Source organism: Streptomyces sp. NPDC086787 (assembly GCF_044745865.1).
Classification (GTDB): domain Bacteria; phylum Actinomycetota; class Actinomycetes; order Streptomycetales; family Streptomycetaceae; genus Streptomyces.
Genome location: NZ_JBIVBC010000002.1, coordinates 150,851 through 162,195, shown reverse-complemented (window position 1 = coordinate 162,195; position 11,345 = coordinate 150,851). Strand labels below are relative to the sequence as shown.

The 11,345-nt window shown below is 71.4% G+C and carries 9 protein-coding genes; 7 read left to right on the top strand and 2 right to left on the bottom strand.

What is annotated here, in order from left to right:
- The first annotated feature begins 251 nt into the window (after positions 1-251).
- The 4 genes from ACIPK3_RS06880 to ACIPK3_RS06865 all read left to right on the top strand — a co-directional run bounded on the left by ACIPK3_RS06880 (position 252) and on the right by ACIPK3_RS06865 (position 4,635).
- Entirely contained in the window at positions 252-1,229 is a 978-nt protein-coding gene (locus ACIPK3_RS06880; RefSeq protein ID WP_402567008.1) for a hypothetical protein, read from the top strand.
- A gap of 55 nt (positions 1,230-1,284) precedes the next feature.
- A complete protein-coding gene (locus tag ACIPK3_RS06875) occupies positions 1,285-2,805 on the top strand; it encodes an amino acid permease (RefSeq protein WP_402567007.1) in 1,521 nt (506 codons plus the stop codon).
- A 198-nt stretch (positions 2,806-3,003) separates the two neighbouring features.
- Complete coding sequence (locus ACIPK3_RS06870; RefSeq protein WP_402567006.1) at positions 3,004-4,095, top strand: mechanosensitive ion channel family protein; 1,092 nt, start codon at positions 3,004-3,006, stop codon at positions 4,093-4,095.
- A gap of 144 nt (positions 4,096-4,239) precedes the next feature.
- Complete coding sequence (locus tag ACIPK3_RS06865) at positions 4,240-4,635, top strand: DUF4186 domain-containing protein (RefSeq protein ID WP_402567005.1); 396 nt, start codon at positions 4,240-4,242, stop codon at positions 4,633-4,635.
- 13 nt (positions 4,636-4,648) lie between these two features.
- On the opposite strand, the gene ACIPK3_RS06860 is transcribed toward ACIPK3_RS06865, so the two are convergent.
- Positions 4,649-6,202, bottom strand: coding sequence for a M1 family metallopeptidase (locus tag ACIPK3_RS06860; RefSeq protein WP_402567004.1), 1,554 nt, complete (start codon positions 6,200-6,202; stop codon positions 4,649-4,651).
- 232 nt (positions 6,203-6,434) lie between these two features.
- Between ACIPK3_RS06860 and ACIPK3_RS06855 the strand changes: the two genes are divergently transcribed.
- Entirely contained in the window at positions 6,435-8,654 is a 2,220-nt protein-coding gene (locus ACIPK3_RS06855) for an NADP-dependent isocitrate dehydrogenase (RefSeq protein ID WP_402567003.1), read from the top strand.
- Positions 8,655-8,750: 96 nt separating this feature from the next.
- Here the strand turns inward: ACIPK3_RS06855 and ACIPK3_RS06850 are convergent, their stop codons facing one another.
- Positions 8,751-9,092 (bottom strand): DUF5713 family protein, encoded by a 342-nt coding sequence (locus ACIPK3_RS06850; RefSeq protein WP_402567002.1) that lies wholly within the window; start codon positions 9,090-9,092, stop codon positions 8,751-8,753.
- A 131-nt stretch (positions 9,093-9,223) separates the two neighbouring features.
- Between ACIPK3_RS06850 and ACIPK3_RS06845 the strand changes: the two genes are divergently transcribed.
- On the top strand, positions 9,224-10,039 hold the full coding sequence (locus tag ACIPK3_RS06845; protein WP_402567812.1) for an N-formylglutamate amidohydrolase: 816 nt from the start codon (positions 9,224-9,226) through the stop codon (positions 10,037-10,039).
- Positions 10,040-10,100: 61 nt separating this feature from the next.
- Entirely contained in the window at positions 10,101-11,333 is a 1,233-nt protein-coding gene (locus tag ACIPK3_RS06840; RefSeq protein ID WP_402567001.1) for a cytochrome P450, read from the top strand.
- Positions 11,334-11,345 lie beyond the last annotated feature (12 nt).

Below are 11,345 nucleotides of genomic sequence, written 5' to 3'. Positions count from 1 at the left end.
CACAACTGATGATCAGTCCATGTCAGCCTGCCGCCCACCCACGCGAGCCGTCAAGCGAAGACGATGAACGCTCAACTTGTTTACACAGGAAGGGAGTTCGATTCCACTCAGAACAGTGCGTGACACTCAGGCCACACCTCTATAGTGGCGGCCGACTGGATCACCCCGCCCCGACCGCCGCCTCTGTGAGGAGAGCTGTTGCTGCTCCAATCCGCCGTCCCGTCCCGCCCCCACCGCGGAACCGGAAGCTGATGGCCAGAGCGGACACCCGTCCCGTCTTCGACCCCGCCGGTCACGACGACGCCCTGCGCGCCGCGCTGCAGGAACTGCGCACCGGCCGCTGGATGGCGATGCGCGCCCTGCTCGCGGACACCGCCTCCTGGTCGCAGTGGACACGGCGCACCCAGGTCCTGGCGGCCATGGCGGCCGGAACGGACGTGGTGCGGGCCTGGCTCGCCGAGGAGCCGTCCAGCATCCCGGCGCAGGTGATGCACGTGCGGGTGACCGTGGAGCGGGCGCTGCGGGCGCACCGGGACCACAACCGCCGTTCCCACGCGCTGTGGGTGGAGGCCTGGGACGTGAGCGAAACGGCCACCCGGACCGCGCCGCACGACCCGGTGCCCTGGGTGTGCCTGATCGCCCTCGCCCGGATGGACCGGGAACAGAGCTGGGCCGAACACCGCGTGGCGCCACCCGACCCCACCCTGCCGCCCGGCCCGTGGGGACTGCTCGCCGAGGCCGACCGGCGCGACCCGTACAACCGCGAGGCCCATCACCGGATACTCCAGTTCCTGTACGCGCGTACTCCGTCGGGGCGGCCGTCGGAGGCGGTCGCCTACGCCCGCCGTGCGGCCGAGTCCGCCCCGCCGGGGTCCGCGCTGCACGCCCTGCCGCTGTACGTACGGGCCGAGCACTACCGTCGCGGCAAGGGGCAGGACACCGCCCTCGACCTGCACTGGGTGGCGGAGGACGCCACCCGGGAAGCACGGCACGCGCTGCACGCCTGGTTCAACCACTGCCCCGCCGAGGAGCGCTCCCCGCTCGACCTCAACCACCTCGCGCACGCCCTGTGGGGCGCCCTCCAATTCCCCGAGGCGGCAAGGGTGTTCGACGCACTCGGCCCGTACTGCACACCAGCCCCCTGGACGTACCGCACCCCCGACCCGGACCGGGCCCTGCGCCTGTTCCGCCAGGCCCGCACCCGCAGCCAGTCGGCGGCGGACACCTGACCCCACAGAGCTGCATCCCCCATCCCATCCGCTCGACCTTCCCGGAGGATTCCGCATGTCCCCCACCACGGAGCCGACCGCCTCCCCCCATGACGAGGAACGGCGCCTGCGCGAACTCGGCTACCGGCCCGTACTGGCCCGCCGCATGGGCGGGTTCGGCAACTTCGCGATCAGCTTCTCGGTGATCTCGATCCTGTCCGGCTGCATGACGCTGTACGGCTTCGGCATGGGCGCCGGCGGCCCCGCGGTGATGCTGTGGGGCTGGGCGGGGGTCGGACTGTTCGTGCTGTGCGTGGGTCTCGCGCTGGCCGAGGTCACCAGCGCGTACCCGACGTCCGGCGCCCTCTACTACATGGCCGACCGGCTCGGCGGCCGGCGCTGGGGCTGGTACACAGGGTGGCTGAACCTGCTCGGCCTGCTCGGCGCGATCGCCGGCATCGACTACGGCGCCGCCCTGTTCATCGGCGCGTTCGCCAACCTGCGGTGGGGCTTCGAGCCGACACCGGAGAAGACGATGCTCATCTTCGTCGCGATCCTGCTGCTGCACGCCGTGCTGAACCTGTTCGGCGTCCGCCTGGTCAGCCTCCTCAACTCCATCAGCGTGTGGTGGCACCTGGCCGGCGTCGCGCTGATCGTGGGCGCGCTGGCGATCGTCCCCGACCACCACCAGTCGCCGTCCTTCGTCTTCACCCACTTCAGCAACGAGACCGGCTGGTCCAACCCGATCTATGTGGCCGCGATCGGCCTGCTGCTGGCGCAGTACACCTTCTCCGGCTACGACGCCTCGGCGCACCTGTCCGAGGAGACCTCCAACGCCTCCGTGTCCGCGGCGCGCGGCATCGTGCGCGCCATCTGGGTGTCCTGGATCGCGGGCTTCGCCCTGCTCGCGGGCCTCACCTTCGCGATCCAGGACTACGCCGCCACACGGAACAGCGCCACGGGCGTGCCGCCCGCGCAGATCCTGCTCGACGGGCTGGGCACCAATGGGGCGAGCGTGCTGCTGCTGGTCGTGATCACCGCCCAGCTGTTCTGCGGCAACGCCGAGGTGGCCGCGGCCAGTCGTATGGTGTTCGCGTTCAGCCGCGACAAGGCGCTGCCGGGCTCGTCGCTCTGGCGCCGGGTCAGCGACCGCACGCAGACGCCGGTCGCGGCCGTCTGGTTCTCGGTGGGCGTCGCCTGCGTCCTCGCCCTGCCGTCCCTGTACTCGGCGACCGCGTACAACGCGGTGACCGCCATCAACGTCATCGGGATCACCCCCGCGTACGCCATCCCCGTCTTCCTGCGGCTGCGCGCGGGGGACCGGTTCCAGCCGGGCCCGTGGAGCCTGGGCCGGTGGAGCAGGCCGATCGGTTGGATCGCCGTGGTGTGGGTGGCCGTGGTCACCGTGCTGTTCTGCCTGCCGCAGGCGTCGCCCGTGACGGTCGACTCGATGAACTACGCGTCCGTCGCGCTGGCCGTCGTACTGGTACTGGCCAGCGTGTGGTGGTACGTCGCCCGCCGTTCGTACGGGACGCCCACCGCGGCCGCCTACGGTTCCGACCGGGAGCAGGTCGAACTGGCCGAAGGCATCGTCTGACCGGCCCGCTCGTGAGTCCGGTCCGGGTGCGAACCGCCGCCCCGGATACGGCAGGATGAGCGGTCGCGCCGGCCTTCGACGCCGTACCGGCCGGTGCGACCGCACACCCCGGAAGCGAACAGGTGACAACGTGACGAGACTTCACATCCGGCCGTCGGCGGCCCGGTCCGCCGCAGGCTCCAGGCCCGGAGGTGGCCAGTGGACCGCGCGCTGACCCTGAACGACCTGATGCTCGCCGGAATCGCCCTGGCGGCAGGTCTGCTGACGGCCTTCATGTCGCGCACGCTGCTGCGCTGGCTGGCCGGGCACGCCAAGCGGACCCGCTGGAGCGGCGACGACGTCCTGGTGGACGCGCTGCGAACCGTCGTACCGTGGGCGGCGATCGCGGCCGGGGCGTCCGCCGCGGCGGCGGTGCTGCCGCTGACCCGGACGGTCCAGCACCACACCAACCAGTGCCTCCAGGTGCTGCTCATCATCGCCGTGACCGTGTCGTCCGCGCGCGTGATCGCCGGTCTGGTGCAGTCGGTCACCCAGTCCCGCTCCGGTGTCGCCGGATCGGCCACGATCTTCGTCAACATCACCCGGGTGCTGGTGCTGGCGATCGGGTTCCTCGTGGTGCTGCAGACGCTGGGCGTCTCCATCGCACCCCTGCTCACCGCCCTGGGCGTCGGCGGTCTGGCCGTCGCGCTCGCCCTCCAGGACACCCTCGCGAACCTCTTCGCGGGCATCCACATCCTCGCCTCGAAGACCGTCCAGCCCGGTGACTACATCCGGCTGACCAGCGGGGAGGAGGGGTACGTGGTCGACATCAACTGGCGTCAGACGACCGTCCGCCAGCTGTCCAACAACCTGGTGGTCATCCCCAACGGGCAGCTCGCCAAGACGAACATGACCAACTACACGCGTCCCGAGCAGCAGCTGACCATCCTGGTGCAGGTCGGTGTGAGCTACGACAGCGATCTCGACCACGTCGAGCGGGTGACCACCGAGGTCATCGCCGAGGTCATGCGCGACACCACCGGGGCGGTCCCGGACCACGAGCCCGCGATCCGCTTCCACACCTTCGGCGACTCCCGGATCGGCTTCACGGTGATCCTCGGCGTCGGAGAGTTCAGCGACCAGTACCGGATCAAGCACGAGTTCATCAAGCGTCTGCACCGCCGCTACCGCGAGGAGGGGATCCGCATCCCCTCCCCCACCCGCACGGTGGCGCTCCAGCAGGGCGCGGTGGTCATACCGCAGCAGCGCGGCGGCGACGATCTTCCGTCGGACACGGCGATCACCAACTGATCACCGACCGGGGCGGACACGACCCGGGGCGACGGAACCCCGGGCGACCGGACCCGGCCGCCCGGGGACTTCGCAGGCAGGCAGCCGGTTCCGTGCCCGCGACCGTATGCTCGTAGGTGCACCACGTCACCTCCGGAGTCCCCGATGCGTGAGCCGACGACACCCTCGCTCGACCAGCGGCTGGACACGATCGCGCGTCAGCCGTTCCGGGCGAGGTTCCACCTGCGGGGGCGGGACCGGGTCATCGCCGAGTTGAGCGGGCCGACCGCGCTGCGCCGGCACGCCTACGACCTGGTCGCCAAGCGGCTCGCACCGGCCGAGCCGTACAAGGACGGCAGGCAGACCCCGTACCGGGGGCACCCGGTCTTCGTCGCCCAGCACGCGACCGCCACGTGCTGCCGCTCCTGCCTCCAGCGCTGGCACCGGATTCCGAAGGGGCGGCAGCTGACCCGCGCGGAGCGCGCCTACGTGGTGGACGTCATCTGCCGGTGGATCGAGCGCGAGGTGGCGGACGAGGGGACCCCGGTCCGCCACCTGTGACGGGCTCACCGCGTCAGAGCGTGGCCGAGTTGTCGTGGTGACGGGGTACGGCGCGCAGACCGCGCGGTGCCGCCGGGGCGGCGGGGGGCACCGGGGTCACCGTCCAGTCGGGGTGGCCGGGCATGCGCGGCGTCGTCGTCCCGTACAGCCAGTCGCCGAGGAAGCCGGACTGGTCCTGGCCGGAGACCTTCGAGGCGACGTCGATGTAGTCCCGGGTGCTCGCCGCGCGGCCCCGGAAACAGTCCAGGAAGGTTCGTTCCACGGCGTGGAAGACGTCCTCGCCGACGAGTTGACGGAACGCGTAGAGGGTCAGCACGCCGCCCAGGTAGCGCTGGCTGTCGAAGAGATTGGCCGCGTTCGGCGAGGCGACCGGGCCGGAGTCGTGGCGCCACTGGTCGCCGCGGGCGTAGGTGTCCTTCATCCGGGCTTCCATCGTGGTCAGGCCCAGCGAGTCGGCCCAACCGCGCTCGTAGCGGTAGAGCAGCCCGTAGAAGTCGGCGTGTCCCTCGTTCAGCCAGAGGTCGGCCCAGGTGGCGGGGCTGACCATGTTGCCGAAGTAGGAGTGGACCAGCTCGTGCATCATGTGCGAGCCGATCTTCTTCTCCTCCTGGAGCAGGAAGCCCGGCTTGTAGAGCGTGAGCGTCTGCGTCTCCAGGCCGGTGAAGTCGAAGGCCTGCGGGTCGTCGGAGTTGCAGGGCAGCAGGCCGTACGTCTCGAACGGGAAGGCGCCGAGGCGGGCCTCCAGCCATTCGACCAGGCCGGGGGTGAGCGCGAGCGCCGGTTCCAGGGCCTCGGCCCGCGCGGTGGGGACGACATCGCGCAGCGGCAGTCCGTGCGGGCCCTGCCGGTCCTTGACCACGTAGTCGCCGACGGTGATCTGGGCGAGCTCGGTGGCCATCGGGGACCGGGAGCGGTACGTGTAGGCGGTGCGGTCGCCGGCGAGCTTCTCGGTGCGGGTGAGAAGGCCGTTGGCGACCCCGCGCAGCCCGTTCGGGACGGTGACCCGGAAGGTGAAGTGCGCCTTGTCCGAGGGGTGGTCGTTGCACGGGAAGACGGTGTGCGCGGAGTTGGGCTGCGGGCAGATAGCGAACCCGTCCGGGGTGGGCACCCAGGCGGTGTGCGCGAGAGCGCGGCGCGGGTCGGCGGAGTACTCCACGTGCACGGTGGTCCGGGTCCTGGCCCGCAGCTCCCGGCGCGGCGTGACACGCAGCTTCTCGTCCGCCTGCTCGAAGGTGGCGGGGTGGCCGCCGACCCGTATGGAGCGTATGTCGAGGCCGAGCGCGTCCAGGGAGAAGCGGGCCAGGGCCTGGGTGGTGCGGATGTGCAGGGTCGCGGTGGCCTCGACCAGCTTGGTGGTGGCGTCGTAGGCGAGGTCGAGGTGGTACGACGACACGCGGTAGCCGGCGTTCCCGAGGGCCGGGTAGACGGGGTCGCCGAGGGTCTCCGGCCCCGGGGTCCCCTTGTCCCCCGTGGTGGGCAGGGCGTGGGCGGCGGTGCCCGTGGTCAGTGCCGCCGCCGTGCCGATCAGGACGGCCGCCGGGGCCGTCACTCTGCTGCGATATCTCATGGTCCGCTTTCGCTCGGGCGGCCGGGTGGTCACTCCGGCCGTCGATCGGGTCGATAAGTGGGCGATCTCTTGTCATGACCGCCTTCGGACCGTTCCGGTTGCAGTCGAACCGGGGCGATCGCGCGGATTTGTGATCTTCCGAGGCGCGGACCCCTGTCGAGCCCGGGTCGCCCACGAGATATCTTGATGTCGAGCAATGTTGCAGTCGTGGAGACGTGGAGCGGAGTACCCGGTGACTGACTCGACCATCATCTACACCTACACAGACGAGGCCCCCGCCCTGGCGACGCATTCGTTCCTGCCGGTGATCCAGGCGTACGCCGGTCAGGCGGGCGTCGCGGTGGACACCCGGGACATCTCGCTGGCCGGGCGTATCATCGCGGTCTTCCCGGAGTACCTGAACGAGGACCAGCGCATTCCCGACGCGCTGTCCGAGCTGGGCGAGCTGGCCAAGACCGCCGAGGCCAACATCATCAAGCTGCCGAACATCTCGGCGTCCATCCCACAGCTCAGGGCCGCCGTGGCGGAGCTCCAGGGCAAGGGCTACGCGCTGCCGGACTACCCGGACGACCCGAAGTCCGACGAGGAGCGCGAGATCCGCGCCCGCTACGACAAGATCAAGGGCTCCGCCGTCAACCCGGTGCTGCGCGAGGGCAACTCCGACCGCCGCGCCCCGGCCTCGGTGAAGAACTACGCGAAGACCCACCCGCACCGCATGGGCGCCTGGTCCGCGGAGTCCAAGACCAACGTGGCGACCATGGGTGTGGACGACTTCCGTTCCACCGAGAAGTCCGCGGTGATCTCCAAGGCCGGTGCGCTGCGCATCGAGCTGAAGGGCGACGACGGCTCCACCACCGTGCTGCGCGAGTCGGTGCCGGTGCTCGAGGGCGAGGTCGTGGACGCCTCCGTGATGCGTGTCGCCGCGCTGCGCGAGTTCCTCGCCGCGCAGGTCGCCCGCGCCAAGGAGGAGGGCGTCCTGTTCTCCGTGCACCTCAAGGCCACGATGATGAAGGTCTCCGACCCGATCGTCTTCGGTCACGTCGTGCGCACCTTCTTCCCCAAGACGTTCGCGGCGTACGGCGAGACGTTCGCCGCGGCCGGTCTGACCCCGAACGACGGTCTGGGCGGCATCTTCAAGGGCGTCGAGGCCCTGCCGCAGGCTGCCGAGATCAAGGCGTCGTTCGAGGCCGAACTGGCCGAGGGCCCGGCGCTGGCGATGGTGGACTCCGACAAGGGCATCACCAACCTGCACGTGCCGTCCGACGTCATCGTGGACGCCTCGATGCCGGCCATGATCCGCACCTCCGGCCACATGTGGGGTCCCGACGGCCAGGAGGACGACACCCTGGCCGTGCTGCCCGACTCCTCCTACGCGGGCGTCTACCAGGTCGTCATCGACGACTGCCGGGCCAACGGCGCCTACGACCCCGCCGCCATGGGCTCCGTCCCGAACGTGGGCCTGATGGCGCAGAAGGCCGAGGAGTACGGCAGCCACGACAAGACCTTCGAGATCCCGGTCACCGGCACCGTCCGCCTGGTCGACGAGGCGGGCGACGTCGTCCTGGAGCAGACCGTCTCCGCCGGCGACATCTTCCGCGCCTGCCAGACCAAGGACGCCCCCATCAAGGACTGGGTGAAGCTCGCCGTCACCCGCGCCCGCGCCACCGGCGACCCGGCCGTGTTCTGGCTGGACGAGACCCGCGCGCACGACGCCAACCTGATCGCCAAGGTCAACGCCTACCTGCCGGAGCACGACACCGAGGGCCTGGACATCCGCATCCTCGCCCCCGTCGACGCGACCAAGCTGTCCGTCGAGCGCATCCGCCGCGGCGAGAACACCATCTCGGTGACCGGCAACGTGCTGCGTGACTACCTGACCGACCTCTTCCCGATCCTGGAGCTGGGCACCAGCGCCAAGATGCTGTCGGTCGTCCCGCTGATGGCGGGCGGCGGCCTGTTCGAGACGGGCGCCGGCGGTTCCGCGCCGAAGCACGTCCAGCAGCTGGTCAAGGAGGACTACCTGCGCTGGGACTCGCTGGGCGAGTTCTTCGCCCTGGTGCCGTCCTTCGAGCAGTACGCCAAGACCACCGGCAACGCCCGCGCCCAGGTCCTCGCCGACACCCTCGACCGCGCCACGGCGACCTTCCTCAACGAGGACAAGTCCCCGACCCGTCGCGTCGGCGGCATCGACAACCGCGGCAGCCACTTCTACCTGTCCCTGTACTGGGCGCAGGAGCTGGCCCGGCAGACCGACGACGCGGACCTCGCCAAGGCGTTCGCCCCCTTCGCCGAGACGCTCGCCGCGCAGGAGCAGCAGATCGTCGCCGAGCTGATCGCCGTCCAGGGCAACCCGGCCGACATCGGCGGCTACTTCCAGCCCGAGAAGGCCAAGGCGGACGCGGTCATGCGCCCGTCGGCCACCTGGAACGAGACGCTCGCCTCCCTGAGCTGACAACGGCGGCCCCCGGGCCGTCCTCGTGAGTGAACTCCCGCCCCGGCCGGCATCCCCGGCCGGGGCGGCGGCGTTGCGGCCGGACGCGGTTCCGGCTCACCAGTCCCGGGTGGCGATCAGCTCCTCCGCGTCCGCGTCGGTGAAACCGTAGACACCGGCGACGAACCAGAAGTCCTCGGCCATCTCCTCGCGGGCCACGGTCTCGATCTCGCTGCCCGCCGCCTCGAACTCGTCCTGGAGGTCGTTGAACTCCTCCGTGGCCGCGTGGGTCAGGACGTAGAGCGCGGCCAGGTCGGCGGGCCGCTCGGCCTCGATGCGCTCGCACAGGCGCAGCAGGATTCCCCTGCCGAGGTCCACGACCCGGACGGGGTAGTAGTCGTCCCGGTACAGGCCACGCAGAAACGGATGCGCGGTCACCTGCTCGTTGCTGATGGGCATGCGGTCCCCCGGTCCTTGGCTGGTCGTCCGGTTGCTGGTCGTGCTGGTTTGCCGGTCGCGCCGGTCGCACGATGGGGCACCTTCGATCATGCACCGTGCCACTGACAACGCCGCCGACCACACCCCTGCCGATGCCCCGGGAGCAGCCCGTGACCCCGCCCACGCCGTCCTTCGAACTCCTCCCCGGCGCCGCCGACTCCCCGGTGATCCTTCATGTGCCGCACTCCGCGAGGGAGGTGCCGGACGCCGTCCGCGCGGGCATCGTGCTGGACGACACGGCGCTGGAGCGGGAGCTCGACCACATCGTGGACGCGCACACGGCCCAGCTCGCGGCAGCCGCGGCGGAGTCGGCCGGGGTGACCCCCTGGCGGTTCGTGAACCGGCTGTCGCGGCTGGTCGTCGACCCGGAGCGGTTCCCGGACGAACGGGAGGAGATGCTCGCCGTCGGCATGGGCGCCGTGTACACCCGGACCACGCACCGCGCTCCCCTGCGCCCGGCGGACACCGACCCGGAGCCGCTGCTCGAACGCTACTTCCGCCCCTATGCGCGGGCGATGACCGAGGCGGTGCGTGACCGGCTGGCCGCCACCGGACGGGCCGTGGTGATCGACGTGCACTCCTATCCCACCGAGCCGCTGCCCTACGAGCTGCACGGCGACGGCCCGCGGCCGCCGGTCTGCCTGGGCACCGACTCCTTCCACACCCCGGAACCGCTGGTACGGATCGCCCGGGAGGCGTTCGCCCGATGCGGGGAGACCGGCCTCGACCGACCCTTCGGCGGCGCCTATGTGCCCCTGGAGTACTACGGGAAGGACGCCCGGGTGAGCGCCCTGATGGTGGAGATCCGCCGGGACACCTACATGACCGAGCCGGGCGGACCGGCGGGACCCGGCCTGTGCCACCTGGCATCGGCGCTGGCGGCCCTGGTCGACGGCGCCGGGCGCTGACACCACCGGGCGGCCCACTCCCGCAGGACAGGGGCGCGGCCGGGGTACCAGGGTGGAGGGCATGACGGAGGAGACGGACGCGCTCGGCGGCCCGGTGCGGCCGCCCGTGCGGGACTGGCCCGCCCTCGACCTGGCGGGGACCGAGTTCGACCCGGTCCTCGCGGACCTCATGCGGGAGGGGCCGCTGACCCGGATCCGCCTCCCCCACGGCGACGGCTGGGCGTGGCTGGCCACCCGGCACGAGGACGTCAGATCGATCACCACCGATCCCCGGTTCAGCCGGGCGGCACTGATGCGACGTCAGGTGACGCGGCTGGCCCCGCACTTCTCGCCGCGTCCGGGGTCGCTGGCGTTCGCGGACCAGCCCGACCACAACCGGCTGCGCAGACCGGTCGCGGAGGTGTTCACCCCGGCGGCCGCGCAGCGGCTGCGGCCTCGCGCACAGGAGATCCTCGACGCGTTGCTGGACTCGCTCGTCCGGGACGGGCCGCCCGCCGATCTGGTCGGGCGGGTGCTGGAGCCGTTCCCGGTCGCGGTGGTGAGTGAGGTCATGGGGGTGCCGGTGGCCGAACGCGACCGGGTGCACGCCTGGACGCGGCGGATCGTGTCCACCTCGGGCGGTGCGGAGGCCGCCGGCCGGGCGAAGGACGGCCTGTACGGCTGGATCACCGGGACGGTCCGTGCCCGCGCGGGCCGCGCCGGGCGCCCCGACGGCTCGGTGTACTCCCTGCTCGGCGCCGAGGTGACCCGGGGCGGGATCAGCGAGGAGGAGGCGGTGGGGCTCGCCGGGCCGTTGCAGATCGGCGGGGAGGCGGTGACCCACAACTGCGGCCAGCTGCTGTTCCTGGTGCTCACCCGGCCGGACCTGCTCGACCGACTGCGCGAACGGCCCGAGGAACGCGACACCGTCCTTGAGGAGTTGCTGCGCTACGTCCCCCACCGCAGCAGCGTGGGTCTCGCCCGGATCGCGCTCGAGGACGTGACACTGCGGGGCGCCCGGATCAGGGCGGGCGAGGCGGTCTACGTCTCCTATCTGGCCGCCAACCGTGACCCCGAGGTCTTCCCCGACCCGGACCGCATCACCCCCGGACGCGACCCGAATCCCCACCTCGCCTTCGGCAACGGCCCCCACCACTGCACGGCCGCCGTGCTCGGCCGGCTGCTGACCGGCCTGGTGGTCGGCACCCTGCTGGACCGCCTGCCGGAACTGCGTCTGGCGGTACCGTCCGAGGAGGTGCCCTGGCGCCGGAAGACGATGATCCGGGGCCCGCAAGCCTTGCCCGTCACCTGGTGAGGGACGCTTCCC

Bases quoted from the DNA above. Each gene is read 5' to 3' on its own strand.
- ACIPK3_RS06880 (WP_402567008.1), top strand. From the start codon at position 252: ATGGCCAGAGCGGACACCCGTCCCGTCTTCGACCCCGCCGGTCACGAC.
- ACIPK3_RS06840 (WP_402567001.1), top strand. From the start codon at position 10,101: ATGACGGAGGAGACGGACGCGCTCGGCGGCCCGGTGCGGCCGCCCGTG.
- ACIPK3_RS06845 (WP_402567812.1), top strand. From the start codon at position 9,224: ATGCCCCGGGAGCAGCCCGTGACCCCGCCCACGCCGTCCTTCGAACTC.
- ACIPK3_RS06865 (WP_402567005.1), top strand. From the start codon at position 4,240: ATGCGTGAGCCGACGACACCCTCGCTCGACCAGCGGCTGGACACGATC.
- ACIPK3_RS06860 (WP_402567004.1), bottom strand. From the start codon at position 6,202: ATGAGATATCGCAGCAGAGTGACGGCCCCGGCGGCCGTCCTGATCGGC.
- ACIPK3_RS06875 (WP_402567007.1), top strand. From the start codon at position 1,285: ATGTCCCCCACCACGGAGCCGACCGCCTCCCCCCATGACGAGGAACGG.
- ACIPK3_RS06850 (WP_402567002.1), bottom strand. From the start codon at position 9,092: ATGCCCATCAGCAACGAGCAGGTGACCGCGCATCCGTTTCTGCGTGGC.